The 22,721-nt window shown below is 55.3% G+C and carries 23 protein-coding genes and 2 pseudogenes; 17 read left to right on the plus strand and 8 right to left on the minus strand.

Going from position 1 to position 22,721, the window contains the following annotated elements; translation table 11 throughout:
* Window positions 1-47 precede the first annotated feature (47 nt).
* Entirely contained in the window at window positions 48-2,891 is a 2,844-nt protein-coding gene (locus K5R88_RS19840; protein WP_226298237.1) for a class I adenylate cyclase, read from the plus strand.
* A gap of 6 nt (window positions 2,892-2,897) precedes the next feature.
* Here the strand turns inward: K5R88_RS19840 and rnk are convergent, their stop codons facing one another.
* The 3 genes from rnk to cyaY form a co-directional block, all read right to left on the minus strand.
* Entirely contained in the window at window positions 2,898-3,308 is a 411-nt protein-coding gene (gene rnk / locus K5R88_RS19845) for a nucleoside diphosphate kinase regulator (RefSeq protein WP_008024364.1), read from the minus strand.
* A gap of 271 nt (window positions 3,309-3,579) precedes the next feature.
* The gene (locus K5R88_RS19850) at window positions 3,580-3,798 is read right to left on the minus strand and encodes a DUF1289 domain-containing protein (protein ID WP_226298238.1); all 219 of its coding nucleotides are present in this window, start codon (window positions 3,796-3,798) and stop codon (window positions 3,580-3,582) included.
* Between the two features lie 4 nt (window positions 3,799-3,802).
* Window positions 3,803-4,135, minus strand: coding sequence for an iron donor protein CyaY (cyaY, locus tag K5R88_RS19855; protein ID WP_008024366.1), 333 nt, complete (start codon window positions 4,133-4,135; stop codon window positions 3,803-3,805).
* Window positions 4,136-4,452: 317 nt separating this feature from the next.
* On the opposite strand from cyaY, the pseudogene lptM reads away from it, so the two are divergent.
* From lptM to K5R88_RS19885, 6 genes and pseudogenes are all read left to right on the plus strand, one after another.
* Window positions 4,453-4,627, plus strand: a pseudogene (gene lptM / locus K5R88_RS19860) (LPS translocon maturation chaperone LptM).
* Between the two features lie 9 nt (window positions 4,628-4,636).
* The gene (gene lysA / locus K5R88_RS19865) at window positions 4,637-5,884 is read left to right on the plus strand and encodes a diaminopimelate decarboxylase (protein WP_008040631.1); all 1,248 of its coding nucleotides are present in this window, start codon (window positions 4,637-4,639) and stop codon (window positions 5,882-5,884) included.
* Between the two features lie 4 nt (window positions 5,885-5,888).
* Window positions 5,889-6,719, plus strand: coding sequence for a diaminopimelate epimerase (gene dapF / locus K5R88_RS19870; RefSeq protein WP_223415412.1), 831 nt, complete (start codon window positions 5,889-5,891; stop codon window positions 6,717-6,719).
* A 13-nt stretch (window positions 6,720-6,732) separates the two neighbouring features.
* Window positions 6,733-7,458, plus strand: coding sequence for a DUF484 family protein (locus tag K5R88_RS19875; RefSeq protein WP_192416630.1), 726 nt, complete (start codon window positions 6,733-6,735; stop codon window positions 7,456-7,458).
* 2 nt (window positions 7,459-7,460) lie between these two features.
* Window positions 7,461-8,360, plus strand: a complete 900-nt coding sequence (xerC, locus tag K5R88_RS19880) for a tyrosine recombinase XerC (protein ID WP_223450040.1) — start codon at window positions 7,461-7,463, stop codon at window positions 8,358-8,360.
* The gene (locus tag K5R88_RS19885; RefSeq protein ID WP_008040628.1) at window positions 8,357-9,061 is read left to right on the plus strand and encodes an HAD family hydrolase; all 705 of its coding nucleotides are present in this window, start codon (window positions 8,357-8,359) and stop codon (window positions 9,059-9,061) included. The genes xerC and K5R88_RS19885 overlap by 4 nt, the downstream gene beginning before the upstream one ends.
* 191 nt (window positions 9,062-9,252) lie before the next feature.
* Here the strand turns inward: K5R88_RS19885 and sutA are convergent, their stop codons facing one another.
* From sutA to glnK, 4 genes are all read right to left on the minus strand, one after another.
* Window positions 9,253-9,576, minus strand: a complete 324-nt coding sequence (gene sutA / locus K5R88_RS19890) for a transcriptional regulator SutA (RefSeq protein ID WP_008030496.1) — start codon at window positions 9,574-9,576, stop codon at window positions 9,253-9,255.
* A 101-nt stretch (window positions 9,577-9,677) separates the two neighbouring features.
* Complete coding sequence (locus K5R88_RS19895; RefSeq protein ID WP_008030499.1) at window positions 9,678-10,103, minus strand: secondary thiamine-phosphate synthase enzyme YjbQ; 426 nt, start codon at window positions 10,101-10,103, stop codon at window positions 9,678-9,680.
* Window positions 10,104-10,316: 213 nt separating this feature from the next.
* Window positions 10,317-11,654 carry an ammonium transporter gene (locus K5R88_RS19900; protein ID WP_008030500.1) on the minus strand — a complete coding sequence of 446 codons (1,338 nt, stop codon included), beginning with the start codon at window positions 11,652-11,654 and terminating at the stop codon, window positions 10,317-10,319.
* 36 nt (window positions 11,655-11,690) lie between these two features.
* Window positions 11,691-12,029: a P-II family nitrogen regulator gene (gene glnK, locus K5R88_RS19905; RefSeq protein ID WP_002555808.1), complete on the minus strand. Its 339-nt coding sequence runs from the start codon at window positions 12,027-12,029 to the stop codon at window positions 11,691-11,693.
* Between the two features lie 418 nt (window positions 12,030-12,447).
* Between glnK and K5R88_RS19910 the strand changes: the two genes are divergently transcribed.
* Both K5R88_RS19910 and K5R88_RS19915 read left to right on the plus strand, forming a co-directional pair.
* Entirely contained in the window at window positions 12,448-12,708 is a 261-nt protein-coding gene (locus K5R88_RS19910; protein ID WP_008030504.1) for an accessory factor UbiK family protein, read from the plus strand.
* Window positions 12,709-13,148: 440 nt separating this feature from the next.
* Window positions 13,149-13,670, plus strand: a complete 522-nt coding sequence (locus K5R88_RS19915; protein ID WP_226298239.1) for a BRO-N domain-containing protein — start codon at window positions 13,149-13,151, stop codon at window positions 13,668-13,670.
* Window positions 13,671-13,674: 4 nt separating this feature from the next.
* On the opposite strand, the gene K5R88_RS19920 is transcribed toward K5R88_RS19915, so the two are convergent.
* Window positions 13,675-13,938: a HigA family addiction module antitoxin gene (locus K5R88_RS19920; protein ID WP_207284931.1), complete on the minus strand. Its 264-nt coding sequence runs from the start codon at window positions 13,936-13,938 to the stop codon at window positions 13,675-13,677.
* A gap of 192 nt (window positions 13,939-14,130) precedes the next feature.
* Between K5R88_RS19920 and K5R88_RS19925 the strand changes: the two genes are divergently transcribed.
* The 8 genes and pseudogenes from K5R88_RS19925 (at window position 14,131) to K5R88_RS19960 (ending at window position 22,461) form a co-directional block, all read left to right on the plus strand.
* Entirely contained in the window at window positions 14,131-14,664 is a 534-nt protein-coding gene (locus K5R88_RS19925) for a hypothetical protein (RefSeq protein ID WP_008030511.1), read from the plus strand.
* Window positions 14,665-14,701: 37 nt separating this feature from the next.
* Window positions 14,702-14,872 (plus strand): hypothetical protein, encoded by a 171-nt coding sequence (locus K5R88_RS19930; protein WP_177318887.1) that lies wholly within the window; start codon window positions 14,702-14,704, stop codon window positions 14,870-14,872.
* Between the two features lie 179 nt (window positions 14,873-15,051).
* Window positions 15,052-15,960: pseudogene (locus K5R88_RS19935) on the plus strand (YifB family Mg chelatase-like AAA ATPase); the annotation flags it as partial.
* A 514-nt stretch (window positions 15,961-16,474) separates the two neighbouring features.
* Window positions 16,475-18,802 (plus strand): hypothetical protein, encoded by a 2,328-nt coding sequence (locus K5R88_RS19940; RefSeq protein WP_177050323.1) that lies wholly within the window; start codon window positions 16,475-16,477, stop codon window positions 18,800-18,802.
* Entirely contained in the window at window positions 18,795-20,030 is a 1,236-nt protein-coding gene (locus K5R88_RS19945) for a hypothetical protein (protein WP_226298240.1), read from the plus strand. The genes K5R88_RS19940 and K5R88_RS19945 overlap by 8 nt, the downstream gene beginning before the upstream one ends.
* Window positions 20,031-20,035: 5 nt before the next feature.
* Window positions 20,036-20,863: a hypothetical protein gene (locus K5R88_RS19950; protein ID WP_226298241.1), complete on the plus strand. Its 828-nt coding sequence runs from the start codon at window positions 20,036-20,038 to the stop codon at window positions 20,861-20,863.
* Complete coding sequence (locus tag K5R88_RS19955; RefSeq protein ID WP_152980086.1) at window positions 20,853-21,386, plus strand: hypothetical protein; 534 nt, start codon at window positions 20,853-20,855, stop codon at window positions 21,384-21,386. Before K5R88_RS19950 ends, K5R88_RS19955 begins: the two co-directional genes overlap by 11 nt.
* On the plus strand, window positions 21,376-22,461 hold the full coding sequence (locus tag K5R88_RS19960; protein WP_226298242.1) for a hypothetical protein: 1,086 nt from the start codon (window positions 21,376-21,378) through the stop codon (window positions 22,459-22,461). Before K5R88_RS19955 ends, K5R88_RS19960 begins: the two co-directional genes overlap by 11 nt.
* Window positions 22,462-22,721 lie beyond the last annotated feature (260 nt).

Raw genomic sequence — 22,721 nt, forward strand, 5'->3', positions numbered from 1 at the left:
TCCTGAGATCCTCCACGTCCGAGCCCTGCGAGCCGGTTTGAGCTGACATGACCCGCACCCATGAAATCCGCCCCGATCTGGACGAGGGAATCGACCGCAAGGTTCTCGGTCAGTTGCGCGCACGTTTTCTAAAGCTCAACGAGGGCCGCATGGCGCGGGCCATGGAAGGGCTGTCGACCCGTCAGCAAGGGGTGTTGACCCTGCTGCCGCTGTTTTTCCACGTCAATCATCCGCTGTTGCCGGGTTACGTTTCCGGAAGCACCCCCGCCGGGCTGTCGAACTTCGAGCCTGACGCCAACGCCCTGGCCGAAGCCCAGCGCCTGACCCGCTCGTTTTCATACAAGCCGCGCCACGGCAGCAATCCACCGCGACCGATTCACGGTCTGTTCCTGATGGGCAGCCTCGGCACCCTGGCGCAGGCCGATCAAAGCGACATGGACGTATGGGTCTGTCACGCACCGGACTTGAGCGAAAGCGAACTCAACGAGCTGCGTAAAAAGTGCCAGTTGCTCGAAACCTGGGCCGCAAGCCAGGGCGCCGAGGCGCATTTTTTCCTGATCGACCCGGCCCGCTTCGTGCTCGGCGAGCGGGACAATCAACTGAGTTCGGAAGACTGCGGCACCACCCAGCATTACCTGCTGCTGGACGAGTTCTACCGCACAGCAATCTGGCTAGCCGGCCGCACGCCCATCTGGTGGCTGGTGCCGGTGTACGAAGAGGCCGCGTACGACCGCTACACCCACACGCTGCTGTCCAAACGCTTTATCCGTGCCGACGAAACCCTGGACCTCGGGCATCTGGCGTACATCCCGCCCGGCGAATTCATTGGTGCCGGGCTCTGGCAGTTGTTCAAAGGGATCGAGTCACCCTACAAGTCGGTGCTCAAGCTGTTGCTGACCGAGGTCTACGCCAGCGAACACCCCAGGGTTCAATGCCTGAGTCTGCGTTTCAAGCAAGCGGTGTTCGCCAACCAGCTTGATCTCGATGAGCTGGACCCGTACGTCGTGGTTTACCGGCGAATCGAGGAATACCTCACCGCCCGTGGCGAATCGGAGCGCCTGGAGCTGGTGCGGCGCGCGCTGTACCTGAAGGTCAATCGTAAACTCACTGGCAGCAGCCGTACCCAGAGCTGGCAGCGCTCGTTGCTTGAACGCCTGGCCCACGAATGGCATTGGGACCAGCGTCAACTGGCGCTGCTTGATAGCCGTAGCCAATGGAAAGTCCGTCAGGTCAGTTCCGAGCGCCGGGCGTTGGTCAACGAACTGAATTACAGCTACCGCTTCCTGACCGAGTTCGCCCGCAGCGAACAGACCGTCAGCCTGATCAACAAGCGCGACCTCAACGTACTGGGCCGACGTCTGTACGCAGCGTTCGAGCGCAAGGCCGACAAAGTCGAGTTCATCAACCCGGGCATCGCCCCGGACCTGGCCGAAGACACCCTGACGCTGGTGCATGCGCCAGACAAGAAAGAGTCGGGGCAAACCCAGTGGGGCTTGTACAACGGCAGCCTGACCGCCCTCGAGTGGGAGCATTTCGCACCGATCAAGCGCAGCCGCCAATTGCTGGAACTGCTGACCTGGTGCCATCGCAACGGCGTGATCGATAGCAGCACGCGCCTGGCGCTGCATCCCGGCGACAGTGACCTGAGCGAATTCGAACTGTTCAACCTGCTCGGCAGCCTGCAACAGAGCATCGCCCTGCCCCTGCCCACGGTCGCCGAAGAACCGCTGCTGCGCGCCAGCGTGCCGAGCGAAGTGCTGATTCTGGTGAACGTCGGCGTCGATCCGCTCAAGCATCACCGCGACCTGAACATTCTGATGACCACCGAGCGCACTGACTCGCTGAGTTACGCCGGGGTCCGCGAGAACCTGGTGTTGACCCTGGATCAGGTCACGCTCAACAGCTGGAACGAGGTCTCGGTCAATCGCTTCGACGGCCCTCACGCCCTGCTCGACTGCCTGCGCGATTACCTCAACAACCTGCCGAACGGCCCACAACAACCCAAGTTGCGGGTGCGTTGCTTCTGCCACAACCGCGCGCAGTTCATTGCGCAACGGGTCGAGGAAGTGATCGACACCGCGCAGAACCTGCTGCTGAGCAAACTCAATCATCGCTACCTGATTCAGGTCCAGCAGCATTATCACGTGCTGGAATTGGTGCCGGGGCAGGTCAATCACGTCGCCCTCGCCACCCTGCCGGCGCTGTTCGACTACCTCGGCGAAGAGCTGGCGAGCTACAGCCCGCTGCACCTGGACCCAATGGCGCTTGAGGATCAGGACCTGGCACTGATTCTGCCCATGGGTCAGCCCGAGTGCATTCAGGTGTTCTACCGGACTCACGATGACCAGGCCGATCTGTACGTGCTGGATGAGTTCAATGCCTTGTGGCAACAGCGTTTGCCCTATCACGACGAACAAAGCCTGCTGGTGCCGTTGCAACGCTTCCTGCAATCGATCCAATACCGGCGCGATGCCTTGCTGCCGATGGACGCCGCCCAGCCACTGAGCCTCGACACGCTGTATTACCAACTGCTGCCGTCGGGTCCCGGACGAGCTCGGCGGGTCGAAGCCCGACTCGCGCCGCAAACTCCGGTCAACAAGCCGTTCTATGATGTGCAGGCGATCGTCGGCAAAGCCGCACCGGGCAAGGTGCAAGTCACGTTGTATTGCAATCAGCGGGAATTTTCAGAGCTGGAGCATGGCGACCAACTGTTCAGTGTGGTCGCCCGGGAAATCGTCGAGCAGCGCCGTGAAACCGATCGCTATCGCTGCTACATCACCGACCTGGACCTGTCGGGCCTGCTCGGTGATGGTCAGAGCTCAAGCAATTTGTACCTGCGCTACAAGGCCGATCTGGAGCGCGCATTGAATGACGCGCTCGAGCTGGTCTGAGGCAAGTTATTCCGGGAAGGGGCCGCCATTGGCTGGCTGCGATTCGACTTCAAGCAGGGTCAGCTTGAGGGTTTTGCCGCCCGGAGCGGGCCAATCGATGTGCTGGCCAACCTTCAGGCCCAGCAGTGCGCTACCGACAGGCGCCAGAATGGAGATTTTGCCTTCGTCCGCGTTGGCATCCTTGGGGTACACCAACGTCAGGTGATAGTCCTTGCCGCTGCTTTCTTCGCGGCAATGCACTCTGGAATTCATAGTCACGACATCGGCGGGCACTTCATCGTGACCGACCACGGTATCGGCGCGATCCAGTTCGGTTTGCAGCGCGATAACGCCCGGCAGCGTGTCGTCCAGGCTGTCGATCAGGCGTTCCAGACGTTGAACGTCCAGACGAGTAAGGGTGATGGAAGGTGCGGTCATGATAGAGGCAGACTCCTTTCTTCTGCACAGAAAAAGCAAAACCCCGCCAGAAAAAGGCGGGGTTTTCACGAGCCTCGATGGGTTGAGGCGTTTCTGGACACTATCACAGCTCAAAAAATATACAAGCAGGGCGCGATGGACCCTGTTTTTCGGTAGCGCCGATGAAACCTGTAGGAGCAGAGCTTGCTCGCGAAGGCGGCGTGTCAGCCAACATGGGTATCGACTGATGCGTCGCCTTCGCGAGCAAGCTCTGCTCCTACAGGTCTGTGCATCAAGCCAAGGGTTTGCGTTGTATAGCCTGCGCGCAGATGACCCGCCGGCGCTCATCATCGGCCGAGCGCCATTCGCGGATGTCTTCGACATGGCGAAAACACCCCAGGCAGACCTTCTGCTCATCCAGCCGACACACACCGCTGCACGGCGAAGGCACCGCCGGGCTGACATTGCTGTAAAGCGGCTTGGGCGGTCGAACAGGGGCCGGCTGGGTCACGATCTCACAGACCTTCGAAATCGAATTCAGCGCCGGCCTGTTGCTGGACGATGCGCTCAAGCATCTCGCCGAGCTGCTCTTCGCTCTTGTCGCACATCCAGCGCTCACTCTCTTCGTCGTAGTCGAAGTGGAAGCCACCCGACACCGCCGCCAGCCACAGCTGACGCAGGGGTTCCTGACGGCTGAAGATCAACTGAGTGCCGTTTTCGAACTTGACGGTGAGCACACCGGCCGAGCTCTCCAGATCGATATCCAGGTCGCTGTCGTCAAAGATGTCCTCCAGGGTTTGCTGGGTGGCATCGACCAGATCGTGGAAACGCGCTTCGGACAAACTCATTACGGCAACCTCAAAAAGTGTCTGATCAGGCTCAAGCGCCGCAAGATACGGGCGAGCCCCGGTGATTGCAAAGGATAACGACCAAGGGCCGGTTTAGGTACACCTGTGGGAGCGAGCCTGCTCGCGAAGAGGCCGGCACATTCAACATCATCGTCACCTGACACACCGCCATCGCGAGCAGGCTCGCTCCCACAGGGATTGCACCTTGCTAGCCGGCTTCATGCGAAGCCCCGCCGGACGGGACCCTGGTCGCATAGGCAAGCTGCCGGGTGGCCGGTATACTCCGGCGCAATTAACGCATTTTCAAGGATTTCGCCATGAAGCGCCTGATCTCTTCCTTTGCTGCGCTCGTCGCGGTCGCTTGTTTATTGTCGGCCTGTGGTCAAAAAAGGCCCGCTGTACCTGCCTGACGACTCCCAGGACCCTGCCGAGCAGGCCCAGTCCTCGCAAAAGCAGCCGTCGAAAGCACACAAGCACGACGTCTACCAATAAGGGAACGCCATGGACGCTTTTAACTACCGTGACGGCGAGCTGTTCGCGGAAGGGGTTGCCCTGTCCGCCATCGCCGAACGCTTTGGCACCCCGACTTACGTCTACTCCCGTGCCCACATCGAAGCCCAGTACCTGGCGTATGCCGATGCACTGGCCGGCATGCCGCACCTGGTCTGCTTCGCGGTCAAGGCCAACTCCAACCTGGGTGTGCTGAATGTCCTGGCGCGATTGGGCGCCGGTTTTGACATCGTCTCCCGTGGCGAGCTGGAACGCGTACTGGCCGCCGGCGGCAGCGCCGACAAGATCGTGTTCTCCGGTGTCGGCAAGACCCGTGACGACATGCGTCGCGCCCTGGAAGTCGGCGTGCACTGCTTCAACGTCGAGTCCACCGATGAGCTGGAACGCCTGCAAATCGTCGCCGCCGAGCTGGGCGTTCGCGCACCGATCTCGCTGCGTGTGAACCCGGACGTCGATGCCGGCACGCACCCGTACATTTCCACCGGTCTCAAAGAGAACAAGTTCGGCATCGCCATTGCCGACGCCGAAGACGTGTACGTGCGTGCCGCGCAGCTGCCGAACCTGGAAGTGGTCGGCGTCGATTGCCACATCGGTTCGCAACTGACCACCCTGCCGCCGTTCATCGACGCCCTCGACCGCCTGCTGGGCCTGGTCGACCGCCTAGGCGATTGCGGCATCTACCTGCGCCACATCGATCTCGGTGGTGGCTTGGGCGTGCGTTATCGCGATGAAGAGCCGCCATTGGCTGCCGACTACATCAAAGCCGTGCGCGAGCGTCTCGACGGTCGTGACCTGGCGCTGGTGTTCGAGCCGGGCCGCTTCATTGTCGCCAACGCCGGCGTGCTGCTGACCCAGGTCGAATACCTCAAGCACACCGAACACAAAGACTTCGCCATCGTCGACGCGGCCATGAACGACCTGATCCGCCCGGCGCTGTACCAGGCCTGGATGGACGTCACCGCCGTGCGCCCTCGCGCCACCGCCGCTCGTGCCTACGACATCGTCGGGCCGATCTGCGAGACCGGCGACTTCCTGGCCAAGGATCGTCAGCTGGCCCTCGAAGAAGGCGACCTGTTGGCTGTGCATTCGGCCGGCGCCTACGGGTTTGTCATGAGTTCCAACTACAACACCCGCGGCCGTGCCGCCGAAGTGTTGGTGGACGGTGATCAGGCATTTGAAGTGCGTCGCCGTGAGACGGTAGCCGAGTTGTTTGCTGGCGAAAGCCTGCTGCCGGAGTAAAACCATGCTGCTGCGTTTTACCAAGATGCACGGCCTGGGCAATGACTTCATGGTCCTCGACCTGGTCAGCCAGCACGCGCACATCCTGCCCAAGCATGCCAAGCAATGGGGCGATCGGCACACCGGCATCGGTTTCGACCAGTTGCTGATCGTCGAAGCGCCGAGTAACCCGGACGTGGATTTCCGCTATCGGATCTTCAACTCCGACGGTTCCGAAGTGGAACAGTGCGGCAACGGTGCGCGCTGTTTCGCCCGCTTCGTACTCGACAAGCGCCTGACCGCAAAACGGCAGATTCGCGTCGAAACCAAAAGTGGCATTATCGAGCTGGATATCCGCAGTGACGGCCAGATCAGCGTCGACATGGGCGCACCGCGCCTGGTGCCGGCCGACATCCCGTTCGTTGCCGACACTCAGGCGTCGAGCTACTCGCTCGACGTCGACGGCACCACGGTGGAACTCGCCGCTGTGTCGATGGGCAATCCGCACGCCGTGCTGCGTGTCAGCGATATCAACAACGCACCGGTGCATGAACTGGGGCCGAAAATCGAACACCACCCGCGCTTCCCGGCGCGGGTCAATGTCGGTTTTCTCCAGGTCATCGACCGGAACCGCGCACAGCTGCGCGTCTGGGAACGTGGCGCCGGGGAAACCCAGGCCTGCGGCACCGGCGCCTGCGCTGCTGCAGTGGCCGCGATCAGCCAGGGGTGGATGGATTCGCCGCTATTGATCGACCTGCCCGGCGGGCGTCTGTCCATTGAATGGGCAGGCCCTGGCCAACCGGTGTTGATGACCGGCCCGGCAGTCCGTGTTTATGAAGGACAAGTACGTCTTTGAGTGAGTCAAACCCATGACCGACAAGCCCCAGGTTCCCGCCCTACAGCCCGACGAATCCCCTTCCGAAAGCCTTGAGGCGGCGGCGATTGCCGCGTACCTGGAGGCTCATCCGGATTTCTTCGTCGAGCACGAAGAACTGCTCCCGGCCCTGCGCATTCCGCACCAGCGAGGCGACACCATTTCGCTGGTCGAGCGCCAGATGACCATCCTGCGCGACCGCAATATCGAGCTGCGCCATCGCCTGTCGCACTTGATGGACGTGGCCCGCGACAACGACCGTCTCTTCGACAAGACCCGCCGCCTGATTCTCGCGCTGATGGACGCCACCAGCCTGGAAGATGTGGTGATCAGCGTCGAAGACAGTCTGCGCCAGGACTTTCAGGTGCCTTTTGTCAGCCTGATCCTGCTGGGTGACAACCCGATGCCAGTTGGCCGCTGGGTGACCCACGCCGACGCGCAAACGGCCATTGGTGGTTTGCTTTCGGAAGACAAAAGCGTCAGCGGCAGCCTGCGCGAGCATGAACTGGACTTCCTGTTCGGCGAAGAGCAGCGCAAGCAGATCGGCTCGACCGCCGTCGTCGCCATCAGCCATCAAGGCATTCACGGCGTCCTGGCCATCGCCAGCCGTGATCCGCAGCACTACAAAAGCTCGGTCGGCACGCTGTTCCTCAGCTACATCGCCGAAGTCATGGGCCGCGTGCTGCCACGGGTCAACAGCTCTCTGCGCTCGGTACGCTGATCGTGGAACGGCAACTGGACGCTTACTGCGAACACCTGCGCAGTGAGCGGCAGGTGTCGCCCCACACGCTGTACGCCTACCGTCGCGACCTCGACAAAGTGCTGGGCTTCTGTGTCAAACAGAACATCGGCAGCTGGGCCGCGCTGGACATCCAGCGCCTGCGCAGCCTGATCGCCCGCCTGCATTCCCAGGGTCAATCGTCGCGCAGCCTGGCGCGCCTGCTCTCGGCGGTGCGTGGGCTCTATCATTATCTGAACCGCGAAGGTCTCTGCGATCACGATCCGGCCAATGGCCTGGCGCCGCCGAAAGGCGAGCGGCGATTGCCGAAAACCCTCGACACCGACCGTGCGCTGCAACTGCTTGAAGGTGCGGTGGAGGATGACTTTCTGGCGCGTCGGGACCAGGCGATTCTGGAGCTGTTCTATTCCTCGGGCTTGCGGCTTTCGGAGCTGACCGGGCTCAATCTCGATCAACTGGACCTGGCCGACGGCATGGTCCAGGTGCTTGGTAAAGGCAGCAAGACGCGCCTGTTGCCGGTCGGCAAAAAGGCCCGCGAAGCCCTGGAGTTGTGGCTGCCATTGCGCGGCATGACCAACCCGGCGGATGACGCCGTGTTTGTCAGCCAGCAAGGCCGGCGCCTCGGCCCTCGGGCGATTCAGGTGCGGGTCAAGGCCGCCGGTGAGCGTGAACTGGGGCAAAACCTGCATCCGCACATGTTGCGACACTCCTTCGCCAGCCACCTGCTGGAGTCCTCGCAGGACCTGCGCGCGGTGCAGGAATTACTCGGCCACTCGGACATCAAGACCACCCAGATCTACACCCACCTGGACTTCCAGCATCTGGCGACGGTTTACGACAGCGCCCATCCACGGGCCAAACGCATTAAGGGCGATGATTCATGACGATCCAATTGATCACCTTCGACCTCGACGACACCTTGTGGGATACCGCCCCGGTCATCGTCAGCGCCGAAGCCGTATTGCGTGAATGGCTGACCGAACATGCACCGAATCTGGGCGCGGTGCCGGTGGAGCATTTGTGGGGGATTCGCGAGCGCATTCTGGGCAGCGAACCGGGCCTCAAGCATCGAATCAGCGCCTTGCGTCGCCGGGTGCTTTTCCATGCCCTGGAAGAAGCCGGTTACGGCCATGAACAGGCGTCAGACCTGGCCGATCAAAGTTTTGAAGTGTTTCTGCATGCCCGGCATCAGCTGGAAATCTTCCCGGAAGTCGAGCCGACACTGGAGACGCTGGCCAAACACTATGCACTCGGCGTCGTCACCAATGGCAATGCCGATGTGCGCCGTTTAGGGCTGGCCGACTACTTCAAGTTTGCGCTGTGCGCCGAAGACATCGGCATCGCCAAACCGGACGCACGCCTGTTTCATGAGGCGCTGAAGCGTGGCGGCGCAACGGCCGCGACGGCGGTGCATATCGGCGACCATCCGGGTGATGACATTGCCGGGGCACAGCAGGCGGGGTTGCGGGCGATCTGGTTTAACCCGCAAGGCAAATTGTGGGAAGCGCAGAAAGCGCCGGACGCTGAGATTCGCAGCCTGACCGAGCTGCCGGCGTTGTTGGCGCGGTGGAATTCAATTTCGTAGCACCTTTGAGGCCGCCTTCGCGGGCAAGCCTCGCTCCTACAGGATTTGTGTCGCACGCCAATTATGTGAACGACACAAATCCTGTAGGAGCGAGGCTTGCCCGCGAAGAACGATAACGCGGTCCACCTATCTATCACCCATGAAAAAGCCCGCAGCGACGGCGGGCTTTTTCAGCAAGCAAGGGCAGACGCTTAGATAGGCCGGCTGCCGTACTTGTTGTCAGGCTTCTTGGGAGGATCGGCGACCACATTGGCCTCCACTTCCTGCACCTTGCCGCCCTTGGCCAGGAACTCTTCCATGGCCTTGGCCAAGGCATCGCGTTCCTTGTTTTTTGCTTCGACGCTCGGCAGCTCATCGACCGATACCGCTGCCTTGGCTTTGCCTTTGGCGGTCGGAACGGGCGCATCACCGCCGTCGTCTTCAGCGACGTCTTCCGCCGCTGCTTCCAGACCTTCTTCGGTTTCGTCGTCGTCGCCTACTTCGAGGTCGTCGTTTTCCAGATCATCGTCGCTCATGTTCTACCTCATGACTTGCGAAAAGCAGATTAGTTATAGCCCAGCTTTGCCCTCTGTCGAAGGCTGCCGGAAAAATTCAATAACCGCTGGTGACCAGCGGTTCATGCCTCTTCACCGTGCACGGTGGCGAGGACTTTACGGGCACCGCCAAAATCACGGTGCTCGCCCAGATAAACGCCTTGCCAGGTCCCTAACGCCAGTCGGCCCGCCGAAATCGGCAAACTGAGCTGACAGCCAAGCACGCTGGCCTTGAAGTGCGCCGGGAGGTCGTCCAGGCCTTCGTCGTTATGCTCATAGCCGTCTGTTCCTTGTGGGATCAGACGATTGAAAAATCGTTCGAAGTCGCGACGTACCGCCGGATCGGCGTTCTCGTTGATGGTCAACGACGCCGAGGTATGCTGCAGCCACAAATGCAACAGACCGACCCGACACGCCTTGAGTTCAGGCAGGCCGGCGAGTAACTCGTCCGTTACCAGATGAAAGCCCCGGGGCCTCGCCCGCAGGGTAATCAGAGTCTGTTGCCACATACAGTTCTCCGCACGTTCGGGGCGCATTCTAGCGCGCTCTGGGAAAAAACAAAGGCCCTAATATTCCTTCAATCATGTAAGCCATTGGCCGCAGAAAAACGCCCGCCGTAAACACCACTAAACGTGTACGAAAAAACCTTTCAGCAGCCCTCACACTGACAAACTCCAGACAAAAAAATGCCCGGCAAGCCGGGCAAGTTTTTTATGCGCGTCTTACAAGTTGTAGCCGCGTTCGTTGTGAAGCGCCAGATCGATGCCGACAGCCTCTTCTTCTTCGGTGATACGCAGACCCATGACAGCGTCCAGCACCTTGAGAATGATGTAAGTGACGATTGCGGTGTAGATCACCGTGAAGCCCACGCCTTTGCACTGAATCCAGACTTGTGCGGCGATGTCGGTGACGGTGCCGAAGCCACCCAGCGACGGTGCGGCGAACACACCGGTCAGGATCGCGCCGAGGATACCGCCGATACCGTGCACGCCGAAGGCGTCCAGGGAATCGTCATAACCGAGTTTGCGTTTCAGGGTGGTGGCGCAGAAGAAGCACACCACGCCCGCTGCCAGACCGATCACCAGTGCGCCCATCGGGCCCACGGTGCCAGCGGCCGGGGTGATTGCAACCAGACCGGCGACCACACCCGAGGCGATACCCAGTGCACTTGGCTTGCCGTGGGTGACCCACTCGGCAAACATCCAGCCCAGTGCGGCGGCGGCGGTTGCGATCTGGGTAACCAGCATCGCCATGCCGGCAGTGCCGTTGGCCGCTGCGGCGGAACCGGCGTTGAAGCCGAACCAGCCAACCCACAGCATGGCTGCGCCCATCAGGGTGTAACCGAGGTTGTGCGGGGCCATCGGGGTGGTCGGGAAGCCTTTGCGCTTGCCGAGCACGATGCACGCCACCAGACCGGCCACACCGGCGTTGATGTGCACCACGGTGCCGCCAGCGAAATCGAGCACGCCCCAGTCCCACATCAGGCCGCCGTTGCCGGACCAGACCATGTGCGCGATCGGTGCATAAACCAGAGTGAACCAGATGCCCATGAAGATCAGCATCGCGGAGAACTTCATCCGCTCAGCGAAGGCACCGACGATCAGCGCAGGGGTGATGATGGCGAACGTCATCTGGAAGGTGATGAACACCGCCTCAGGGAACAACGCCGCAGGACCCGTCAGGCTGGCGGGGGTGACACCGGCGAGGAAAGCCTTGCCCATGCCGCCGAAGAAGGAGTTGAAGTTGACGACGCCCTGTTCCATGCCGGTGGTGTCGAACGCGATGCTGTAGCCATAAATGACCCACAGGACGCTGATCAGACCGGTAATGGCGAAGCACTGCATCATCACGGAAAGAATGTTTTTGGAGCGAACCATGCCGCCGTAGAACAGCGCAAGGCCGGGAATGGTCATGAACAGCACGAGGGCTGTCGAGGTCAGCATCCAGGCGGTATCGCCGGAATTGAGGACTGGGGCCGCCACTTCGTCTGCCGCCATGGCCAGGCTGGGCATTACGAGGGACAACAGGGCTCCTAGCCCTGCGAATTTACGCAGAGTCATATTGTTTTCTCCTGGGGCGTTGGGGTTTGTGGCGGCTTAAATCGCGTCGGTATCGGTTTCGCCGGTACGGATGCGAATCGCCTGTTCCAGATTGACCACGAAGATCTTGCCGTCACCGATCTTGCCGGTGTTGGCTGCCTTGGTTATCGCCTCGATAACCCGATCAAGATCCTTGTCGTCAATGGCGACATCGATCTTCACCTTGGGCAGGAAATCGACCACGTATTCCGCGCCGCGATACAGCTCGGTGTGACCCTTCTGCCGCCCGAAGCCTTTGACTTCGGTAACGGTAATGCCCTGCACGCCGATCTCGGACAGCGATTCGCGCACGTCGTCCAACTTGAACGGCTTGATGATGGCAGTGACTAGCTTCATGAAAACTCTCTCCCGAATTGGTGGACTTGCCCCAGGAAAACAAACCCGGCTCAAGTCTAAGCGCAGTGCCTGGCTTTGTAACGCATCGTCGGCCTTACCTGCCCGTCCGACGCCAGCTAACCGCTCCGCACGAAACTCTTCCCCCGTTTCGCTTGGCGCACTGCATTCGTCACATCGACTGCATCAGTGCATGGGTCACTACCGTCTAAGCAGAAAGCTTGCCATCTCCACAAAACCCTCAGTTTTCAAGCTCTTGGCCGTAGATGCCCACCACATCGCTGCAACACCGGACGCGTTACGCACAACAACGGTGCGGCACCGTCCGTCCGCATGCGCGAAAAGCGTGCATCCCTGCGGTCGGGATTGACTATAGACACTGCGTGATACACTGCCCGCCATTGTTTCCAGGACCTTTCCCATGCTCGCGCCCAAAGATTTCCTCGACGCCTTGACCGGCACAGCCTCCCGCCTCTTCAGCGGCGACACCCCACTGCCGAAAAGCGAAATCGAAAGCCAGTTCAAGGCGTTGCTGCAAAGCGGCTTCAGCAAACTGGACCTGGTGAGCCGGGAAGAGTTTGATAGTCAGATGGTCGTGCTGGCACGCACGCGGGCACGCTTGGAAAGCCTGGAAGCGAAGGTTGCCGAGCTGGAAGCGAAGCTCAATCCCCCAACCGAGTAACCCCGCAAATCCCACTTTGAAACCCGATCCACTGTGGGAGCGAGCCTGCTCGCGATTGAAGGTCGGAACGACCTTCAGATTCATCTGTAGGAGCTGCCGCAGGCTGCGATCATTTGATCTTCAGCCCTGCAAAAATCCCGGCAACGTCCTACAACAAAACCACCGCCGTCCGATTGCGTCGCCAAGTATCCGGCCTCTAAGCTCATCCCCAGCTGAATATTCAGCTCTGGGTTTGGCGACCCGGAAGACCCCGACGCACCGCGACCACATTCGACCGAGGAACTTATTCCCATCTCGAATTATGGCGGCTATGCGTGGGAGACCTTCGGGTCTGCCGGTTCTCGGGCGTCACCGGTTCGCCAACCCGCGCATGGCTGCCACCCTTTTCGTTTGGCGACGATCAGAGGCAGTTTTCTTCATTTGATCCCGAGAACTGCACGATGGACGAAAACTATCTGATCCCCCACGTCTTCACCCGCCACAAACTCCACCTCCACGCCCTCCTCCTCCAAAACCAACCCTGGTTCAGCGCCCGCGACCTCGGCCGCTTCCTGCGCCTCCACCTCGACGACCGCGCCGTCCGAAAACTCGACCCCGACCAGCGCCAGTTCGCACGAATGCTCATCCACGGCAGCATCGAAGATGCCCTGCTGATCAGCGAATCCGGCGTCTACGCCTTACTGATCTACCACTACTGCCCCGAACACCGAGCCCTGCGCGAATGGCTGACCCACGACGTAGTGCCAGCCCTCAGAGACGCAGAACAACCCACCTCAACCGAACGCCCCATCCTGAGCCTGCTGAACTGGCCGGAAATGTCACTGAGTTTGCTGCACTGGAATAACCAGCCGTGGATTCGGTTGCAGGATGTTCCGCAAATGTTGCCGAGCGCAGAGCAGACGCAGCGCCCGGTCAACGTGCCATGGTGGAAAAAAGCTTCGCGAGCGTTGCACTCGCTTTAAGCGCTCATCCACGCTCGATTTCGGCGCTGCGATGATCGTAGCTCGATTGCAGATTCAGCCAGAATTCGGGCGTGGTGTTCAACAGCATGGAAAGCTTCTTTGCCAGACCCGCGCTGACATCGCTCTGCTGCTTTACTACGTCGATCAATTCAGCCTCCGGCTCGCCCAACGAGCGAGCTAAAGCCGCGCTTGTAATGCCCAGCGGCTTCAGAAACTCCTCGCTGAGAACTTCACCTGGATGAATCGGCCGCATTCCAATCCGGTTCATTTACGCCTCCTATGGCTTCATTTATCCGTGATCATAAGCAGCAACCTTCATCTGGCAAGACCATCCGAGAGCTTTCACTGACGTCCTTCACCTATCTAGGCACGGTCCTACAAAAAGCAGCTCCATAGCCTGATTTATCAGTGCCCCAACTCCTTTTAGGCTTTCTGCTCTGATCTTCAAAAGACACTTACAATGAGAAGAAAAGGGAAAGGCACCGACCTTCGGAACCAAACTTACAAATCCGAAGCACGAAAGCTCGCCTATAAAATCTTCGTCAAAGACTGTAAATCACGGGCGATGAGACTCAACACCGAGGCGGTCCGGTTCGACCCAATCACCCCGACTGCGATTGTTGCCTGTCACCCGTGGATGGAAGCGGCGCTCTACCCCTGGGAAAGCGTGCCAGATTGGAAGTGCAAAGATGCAAAGGGACTGGATTTAGCCATCTGGTACGAACAAAAACTATGTGGTCTGTGTTACGCCACTCCGCGTAAAAGCACCATTTGCATAAAGATCGTTCTTTTGCAGGGCCACCCAGACAGGTTTCATCCTCTTCGTGGCTTGATCGCACCAATAGCGCTGCTGGCTACAGATACCTATGCACGAATGCTTGGATACAACGAAATAGAGATTCAGGACCCTGACCCGAATGTCGTCCCCTACTACCAGAATCTTGGATTCAGATTCGACCAGGCCAATCGCCTTGTCATTTACTTGGACGATTAATAGTATCGAGCTAAGCCACCAGGCACTGGAGGTGTCCATGATCCACAAAAAGCGAAAAGCCAGGCTGTTGCTCATTGTTCAATATCATGCGGAAGCGCTTCGGCTAGCTGGCAATATTTCAGCTAATCAACAACGATTCCTTGACGTCGCCGCGACTCACGGCAAAGAACTTGAGCCTCCGGGCCTGCTTGCCGGAAAAAGAGCCTGAATCTGTCTACCAATGAAACCGCCTGAATGGCGGTTTTTTTTGTCTGCCAGCCCGTCCGCTGATGCTTTGCAACACCCTGCGATAATTCACCGTCCGACCTGCCACGCGAAATCACGCCCTCCCGACTAACCTTAAAAAACCCGCAGGAAGCGGCTTCCCGTAACGCTCAAGGAACGACCATGTCCCTCTCCATCGTCCACAGCCGCGCCCAAATCGGCGTGGATGCGCCCGCCGTCACCGTCGAAGTCCACTTGGCCAACGGCCTGCCATCGCTGACCATGGTCGGTTTACCCGAAGCGGCGGTGAAGGAAAGCAAGGACCGGGTACGCAGCGCGATCATCAACTCAGGCCTGCAATTCCCGGCGCGGCGCATCACGCTGAATCTCGCCCCCGCCGACCTACCAAAAGACGGCGGACGATTCGATCTGGCGATTGCCTTGGGGATTCTGTCCGCCAGCGTGCAGGTGCCAACGCTGACACTGGATGATGTGGAATGTCTCGGAGAACTGGCGTTGTCAGGCGCGGTACGTGCCGTGCGGGGCGTGTTGCCGGCCGCACTGGCGGCACGCAAGGCCGGGCGCTCGCTGATGGTGCCGCGGGCGAATGCCGAGGAGGCGTGCCTGGCGTCGGGGTTGAAGGTGATCGCGGTGGATCATTTGCTGGAAGCGGTCGCGCACTTCAATGGGCACACACCGGTCGAGCCTTACGTGTCCAACGGTTTGCTTTACGCCAGTAAACCCTATCCAGACTTGAACGAAGTACAGGGCCAACTTTCAGCCAAGCGCGCATTGCTGATCGCGGCGGCGGGCGCTCATAACTTGCTGTTCAGCGGACCACCTGGCACCGGAAAAACCCTTCTGGCGAGTCGTTTGCCAGGACTGCTTCCACCCCTGGCCGAACATGAAGCGCTGGAAGTCGCCGCCATTCAATCCGTCACCAGTTGCGTGCCCTTGAGCCACTGGCCGCAAAGGCCCTTCCGCCAACCCCATCACTCCGCCTCCGGCCCGGCGCTGGTGGGCGGCGGCTCGAAACCACAACCCGGCGAAATCACCCTCGCCCATCATGGCGTTCTATTCCTCGACGAACTCAGTGCATTGCTTTATCCCCGGAGTCGTTCATTTGCGCTAAGCCTAAGTATCGTAGGACTGACAAGGCAAAGAGCTGATGTGAACGATGATTCACTTCAAAGCGCGCCCTAGCATTGCGCCCTAGGATTTGGTAACTCCCAATGCGTCGCTGCTGACACACGAACTGCATTTGAGAACGACCAGAGTCGATTCCCGACCGTTCGTCACCTCGATTTTCGAAGACTGAACCGTCCCTTCTTAGTTATAACTATGGATATACTTAAAACATACTGTAAGGCTCTCTTAGCGCTTTGACTTGGTCATCGCTAGATAAACCTGGCGCTAATATCCTTAAAAAAACAAGTTAAGGGTAAAGTTAAAGTATATTCAACCTGTCAATTTATAATATTCATATCTGCCATTCGCTCCAAACAACAACCAAGAGCATACGCATTACCGCTCTGAGCTAGAAGGAGCGTGTTGAGAAACTAAACGTCGCCTGCTAAGGTTCGGTGAAATCCAAACGGTTTATGCTATGACCATTATCAAAAGCCTTATCGCTGTGTCTGAACACCCACAAGAGAACTTAGACATTGATGCGGCCATACAGTTATTAGCAGCAAATCAGGCGTTGAAAAAAACGCAAGCAAGCCGGTCGGCGAGAATAATGTGCGTCATAGAGTGTATCCTTCAAGTTACCGGGATACATTTGACAGTAACTCAAATACGCACGCAGTTTCTCACTAATGTTTTCCAAAAATGCATTGGGCTTATTCTCAGCGGAAAAATACTAGACGGCACTAAGGCGCGAAATGAAGATTACGCCCGACATTTAGGCAATCTCCACGACAAAGTTTGCAGCTTGAACGAATACACGCCAACTATTTCGCTGGGCACAATTATGGGGAAGAAAAATTCAGACTTAAGAGAGGCTTGCAAAGCACTTTCAGAAAGCTTGCAACTAAACCCGGAGAAAGTTTGGTTGTGGCAAGGGTGGACAGTATCTAATGACAGCCACAGCATGCACTTGAAACTACTTCCCATCTACCTAAAATACGGCAGGTATTATACTGAGAGGCTGTATGAGGCATGCTCGCAATATTTTTCGGAGAGGACGACTTCCACCATTCCATGCTTGGATTCGCTTATTTGCTTTCTTGGTAGCGAACATTGCATATATACCCAAGCAGAATTATTAGATACCCGCACGTTTTCAAAATTGGTCGAGCAGCTCGCCAATTTCCATATTCAATACAACCTAGGAAAAAAAGAATCAGGGGCTAGGCCTTGCTCTCAACATGTTCTAATCAATGACTGGAATGCGCATTTTAGAACTTTCATGGTAGGGTATCTGATACCACACCAAGTTATTGCTGCACCACATTCTGGAAGGATAACAACCGACGACATCCCTCTTATTCCGGGCGACATCAGCAAGCAAGCAAAACGACTGGCAGCTAACGTCAAGAAAATTGAGGGAGGAATTATTTGTAAGTGCAAGACAATTACACCCATTCCTATGCACGTTACCAACGACAAAGCGATTGAAGCTATATTTCGACAGATGCGTCAGGATCTATCCATCTCTGTGAAATGGGCGGAACATTTCATCCAGTCAATTGAGGCGCGGTTGGATGAGCTTCTCCGAATCACGAAGTTTGGATCTGCCTCGCTCCCCAAGACGTCACGGTCAGACTTATCAGATGCATCGCTAATTCGTGAACGGATAAATACGACACGCATATATATGACAGATGGTTTTTATCCTAGCCATCGTCACTTTACCAAACTCGAACCTAGATCTTCTAAACTTCTCAGCCGAGAATTGTCGGAGTGGCTCTGCATACCAAAGCAGCATATGCTCACGCCATTCACGATATATCTCGCAGCGAAGCACGAGGAGATCACCAACTCCTTTTTGGACAAATGCACGGTTCCTAAGTACACGTTTATTGCCGATGGTCAAATTCAAGTAGAAGAAGATTTCCTCATTGGCGCCAAGCCCCGCGCAAAAAAGCCAGAACAAAAGGTTGTACTTAATTCCGAGACAGCTTGGGCCGTGCGGGTGTTAATACGACTCACGCATCCAGTTCGTACATATCTCAAACGAACCCAGGTGAGCCCTAAACTCCATCGCCGACTTTTCATTATGACAGGTAAAGGATTCGGCCATCCTACAGGCGTTAGAACGACAGATATGACTGGCACTAGCCGAACCAAATTTCTCAACGCAGAATCCATGGTTGTAATGTTGGGTCTCACCAAAGCGGATGCGAAATATCTTTCGGACAATCTCAGTGTTAACTCAGCCCGAGACACCAGCATAGTGCTGAAAGTGATAGATCATATGGATCTATCTATCGCGTCGACCGATCTAGACCACGCTTTCTTCGACCTGCGACTTCTGGAGCGTTACGTGCCCAACCTGGTGTTGTTGTGGCTTATGCGCCAGGAAATCATACAGTGGAATACAAGGGTGCTCATCCAAGCGTTAGATGGCCATCCGTCTACAGCTAATTTAGCAGGTTTTGCTACACGCGCGGAGCTTGATCACTACCTCCGCGAAGCCTTGCATTTGCCATACCCTAAACGACCGACGAAGGATATCGGCCCAACTGGCGGCATCGAAGTTATCATCGGCATAGACGCTGGTATAATTGCGATTCTCACGAGCATCGAACAAGCAATAGAGCTAGAACCGACACGCGCAAACCCAGAAGGCATATATTGGGCCGCCTTTTCTGGAGCTATACGTCGATGGATTTATTCATCTGAAAACCCCGATCCATATCTTCAAGAAGTATACGCAGAAGGTTTAAAAGATCGTGATATGGCATTGGTGAAGGATGCTGTATATGCGTAATGTTATTCCAAGGACAATCGTGCTTGCTCCTTTACCAGAACATTTACGCGTCAAGACAAATGTACATGTTGACGGATTTGTTTCTCCTTGGTTTTCTTGTGAGCATGAAGGCGTCTTGTATTTCAAATTTGGAAAAAAGATTTTCGATATTGATTTGAACATCCCTGTTGGCAACGGCACACTTCTAACTGAAAAATCCAACCATGAGTTGCTTAAGCTAGTTAAACAATGGATACATGAACAACACTTCCCGCGCTCCATTCGAATAAGAAAAATGAAGTTGACCAATGCAAAAAAACGGCTTTGGAGCGTACTTCGGTTGATCGACAAGCTATTTTTGAACGCAAAAACTCTTCGCTTATATGAATATGGGTTCGGACTCGTAACTCCGGGGACTATCAATAGCTACATGAATGAGTTCCTCAAATGTAATAGCTCACACGAGTCTATTTACTCTTGGTCTCAAACCCTGAGCGTATTTATGCTCGATAAAATCAAGGAAGAACAACCCTATGACTTTGAAAATTTCGTCCAAAAAAATCCGATATTCCTAGAGCCTATTCCAGGCGCACAAACTCGTTACTTTCCATTAGATGACCAAGAGATTTTTCGTGCCCGGGTGTGGCTCTACCATAACAATTTTTATCAAATTAAAGAAGGAGAGAGTTGGCCAGGGCACATCAAGACAGCAGCCTTAGTGAAAGAACTTTATCCACACTGCATTATGGCCGGCCACATGCGGCCACTTCCTTATGAGTTGGAAATACAATCGGTATACGGACATCGTCGTGAGCTGCCGTATATACCTGTTCGTCAGGATAACTCTAGCGCGACTGCATTAAGATATAATGAGGTACGGAGAGGTTTTATGTCTCAGCGGTTTCTTTCTGAGAGCAAGCTCAAGATCCCCAACCTAAGTTTAGACACCCTCGCAAATAACGACCATACAACACTTCTTGCCCAAGTAGGAAGTTATGTGACTCTACCACACACGATGACCATTGATCTATTACGGAAAAGCATCTTATTTTATGAAACGCATTCCGACTCCATATTAAATTACTTTTCCATGTTGATTTCAGGTGCTGCTACGGAGGGTCTCACTCCCAATGCATATTTCTTAAAAGAAACAGCCGCCAATATCAATTCGCCAATTTCTTTTACAGCCTGGGACTTATGCGCTTCAGCAAAAAAACTTTCACCCCAGGCGCCGCAGCGCAATCATTAGAGCGTATGCGTAATCTCGAAGGAGCTTTGCAGACATACTATTTATTGTTAGGCTGCATTCAGTATGCAGTAGGGTTTTTTACCGCTCGCCGGCAGTCCGAGCTATTAAACATCAAGTTCAAGCATTTAAATGGTCAAGATAATTGCATTACGACTCTAGTAATGAAAACAGGCATTGGTGAAGCCAGGCTCACTCATGACATCCCTGTCATACCCCTAGTTACACGCATGCTTTCCAGGCTAGAGCGTTTTCATCAAGAATGCGGTTTATCTCCTGAACAAATTAAGAACTCCAATTGCTTTGGAAGATTCTCTTTAAAGCGTAAACCGGGAATCAACAAGCCAGATCCCAAAAAATACAATTGCCACCTGGATATTCTTTGTGATTATTTTCAGACTGACTCCTACAATGAAAGACGTTACTACGTAAGGCAACATCAATTGAGAAGAGCGTTTGCAGTAAGTTTCTTTTACTTGAATACGCGCGGCAACCTTTCCGTGCTTAGCTACTACTTTGGACACATGGATTTCAAACAAATTTATCGATATCTGACGACGGTAGTAGGTAATAAAGAAATGATTGACATCAAATCTGCGTATCTAGCCGAAGAAACTATTACCCAAGGCGCAGCCGTCCAAGACCTCTTGAATAAACTCGGCGTGTTCCCCCCCACTACTGTACTCAAGGTCATCGAGCGACAGCGCCTGGAGAGCTACTATAAATCGCTGATACGAAATGAAAAAATAAAAATTGATACCACTTTTCTCTCAATTGAAGATCGCGATGAGATGCTGATATCAATAACCGTAAGTGAGAGCCAGCATGGCAAATGATAGAAATCTCGATAGAAATATTGCTTCGGCTAGAAATCTGTTAAGGCTACTAATAGACATCCAGGCTGCTCCTTCTGAATACAACTCAGACAATCGACTTCTTGAAACATTGAATACTCAAATTAACTTGGGAAAGCTCAATATACCCGAACGCTCAATTTATTTAAGCTCAATGAGCACTCTAAAGCGGGTTTCAGACAAGCATCTGGAAGGAGGCTTTGCTGAGCTCGACAAGCAGAGAAAGCGTGCGTATGCCGATTTGAGACGATCTCTTCAATCCAGTAATGTTGGAAAAAACAGCAAAGAAGGCCGCAGAATAGACAACCGGGATCGAAAACTTGAGGTATTGATCCTGCGGCAAAATCTTTTTGTAAGGGACGCCGTGATTTTTAGACTCGCTCATCTTCTAGCAACCTGTGCAAAGCAACTTGAGTCATCTACAGGCACTGATTACTTCATGAAAGCAAGAGCCCAAGAACTATATAGACTCGGGTTTAAGGGGTCGAATATTGATGAAAGATAATCCACTCTCCCTCGGCTTGTTGGTTAGAGCTGGGGATGACTTCGGAGTCCCGATTGCAGCCGAAGCAGGATGTAATCCGGTGTTCAGAAAATGTGGTGGCCTAGCCTTGATTTCATGGCCGGACTATTCTGCGTGCTTCGAAGCTAACTGCTGGATTGACGAGTTAAGAGCTGAGGGTCTGGATCCCGTGACCAGTGTTCAGTATGGTTACCAGATTACGTGGGTTCTAAGATATGCGCATGACAACCTCCTGTCATTGCATAATTTCAACGAATATCATTTCGTTAAATTTATGAAAGAACTCAAACAAGAAAGTCGAGCGGCGAGCGACCGTTCACGTTCACCTAAACAGAATGGAGTTATAGGTAGAAAAACCTTAGACTTCCTCGAATTCATAGGGAAACTTTATAATATATTGGACTTAGTAGCCCCGCAGGGGAGGATCCAAGCAGTAAAGAAAATAGTCCAAATACAAACCCCATCCGGCAGACGGTTTGTTGAGACATGGTTCCACAGTGAGGTACCTATTGTTAAAAGCACGGTATCTAGCAAGAACAAACTGCTTAGTAGTAACCAAGTTAAAACTATCAAGCATGCGATACGAACGAGCAATTCCGGGGAGTATATACGCAGCCGTCAACGAACGGTGTTTTTGGTTCTTGAAGAGACAGGCGCAAGGCGTGAAGAGGCGGCCCCAATTCTAGTGAGTGCCGTTTGGGAAGCAAAAAATATGTTATCTCCGAGTATTCTGCTCAGAACTTCAAAGAGAGGAGGAATATCTACGCGCCTTGTTGAAATAAGCCCTGCTCTTCTCACATTACTAGAGGATTATATAAAATTTGACCTTATGCCTTTTCTAGATTCGAAGAACATGAAGGTCATCGGTAGCACCCCCTTTTTGCCAGCGCCAAAACTGGAAAAGCAATCCAGCCAAACACCATTACCGCTGAGTTTTCACGATTTAAAAAACTTACTGGCCTTGAGGGAGCTGTCAGCCCGCACATGCTCCGCCATGGATCGGTTACTCAGGACAGGATTGACTACTTCGAAGAGCATCCTAACGAAAAAGCCATAGCTCGCATAATTGGGCTGAAAGGTGTGCCTGAATTTGCACTCCGTTCGATGGAAAAACATGGTCATTCTTCCATCCATTCACAAGTGCCCTATAACCATTTTGAAAAGCTCATTAATCTCAAGACGGGCATAGGTGGACTAGATTCTAGGGCGACGTCCGCACTCCGCGCAAATCTGGAAACCATACGCGACATCGCGAATAAGGGGAGCGCAATAAAAAATGACGCTATGAGACTTAAAAAGCTGCTTGATGAAACTTTA

This window comes from Pseudomonas sp. MM213, from assembly GCF_020423045.1.
GTDB lineage: Bacteria > Pseudomonadota > Gammaproteobacteria > Pseudomonadales > Pseudomonadaceae > Aquipseudomonas > Aquipseudomonas migulae.

Coding starts and splice junctions, on each gene's coding strand:
- K5R88_RS19840 (WP_226298237.1), top strand. CDS start 48: ATGACCCGCACCCATGAAATCCGCCCCGATCTGGACGAGGGAATCGAC.
- sutA (WP_008030496.1), bottom strand. CDS start 9,576: ATGAGCGACGATGATCTGGAAAACGACGACCTCGAAGTAGGCGACGAC.
- cyaY (WP_008024366.1), bottom strand. CDS start 4,135: ATGAGTTTGTCCGAAGCGCGTTTCCACGATCTGGTCGATGCCACCCAG.
- K5R88_RS19950 (WP_226298241.1), top strand. CDS start 20,036: ATGCGTAATCTCGAAGGAGCTTTGCAGACATACTATTTATTGTTAGGC.
- K5R88_RS19920 (WP_207284931.1), bottom strand. CDS start 13,938: ATGAACCGGATTGGAATGCGGCCGATTCATCCAGGTGAAGTTCTCAGC.
- K5R88_RS19940 (WP_177050323.1), top strand. CDS start 16,475: ATGACCATTATCAAAAGCCTTATCGCTGTGTCTGAACACCCACAAGAG.
- K5R88_RS19900 (WP_008030500.1), bottom strand. CDS start 11,654: ATGACTCTGCGTAAATTCGCAGGGCTAGGAGCCCTGTTGTCCCTCGTA.
- K5R88_RS19945 (WP_226298240.1), top strand. CDS start 18,795: ATGCGTAATGTTATTCCAAGGACAATCGTGCTTGCTCCTTTACCAGAA.
- dapF (WP_223415412.1), top strand. CDS start 5,889: ATGCTGCTGCGTTTTACCAAGATGCACGGCCTGGGCAATGACTTCATG.
- K5R88_RS19910 (WP_008030504.1), top strand. CDS start 12,448: ATGCTCGCGCCCAAAGATTTCCTCGACGCCTTGACCGGCACAGCCTCC.
- lysA (WP_008040631.1), top strand. CDS start 4,637: ATGGACGCTTTTAACTACCGTGACGGCGAGCTGTTCGCGGAAGGGGTT.
- K5R88_RS19915 (WP_226298239.1), top strand. CDS start 13,149: ATGGACGAAAACTATCTGATCCCCCACGTCTTCACCCGCCACAAACTC.
- K5R88_RS19955 (WP_152980086.1), top strand. CDS start 20,853: ATGGCAAATGATAGAAATCTCGATAGAAATATTGCTTCGGCTAGAAAT.
- K5R88_RS19895 (WP_008030499.1), bottom strand. CDS start 10,103: ATGTGGCAACAGACTCTGATTACCCTGCGGGCGAGGCCCCGGGGCTTT.
- rnk (WP_008024364.1), bottom strand. CDS start 3,308: ATGACCGCACCTTCCATCACCCTTACTCGTCTGGACGTTCAACGTCTG.
- glnK (WP_002555808.1), bottom strand. CDS start 12,029: ATGAAGCTAGTCACTGCCATCATCAAGCCGTTCAAGTTGGACGACGTG.
- K5R88_RS19960 (WP_226298242.1), top strand. CDS start 21,376: ATGAAAGATAATCCACTCTCCCTCGGCTTGTTGGTTAGAGCTGGGGAT.
- K5R88_RS19875 (WP_192416630.1), top strand. CDS start 6,733: ATGACCGACAAGCCCCAGGTTCCCGCCCTACAGCCCGACGAATCCCCT.
- K5R88_RS19930 (WP_177318887.1), top strand. CDS start 14,702: ATGATCCACAAAAAGCGAAAAGCCAGGCTGTTGCTCATTGTTCAATAT.
- K5R88_RS19885 (WP_008040628.1), top strand. CDS start 8,357: ATGACGATCCAATTGATCACCTTCGACCTCGACGACACCTTGTGGGAT.
- K5R88_RS19925 (WP_008030511.1), top strand. CDS start 14,131: ATGAGAAGAAAAGGGAAAGGCACCGACCTTCGGAACCAAACTTACAAA.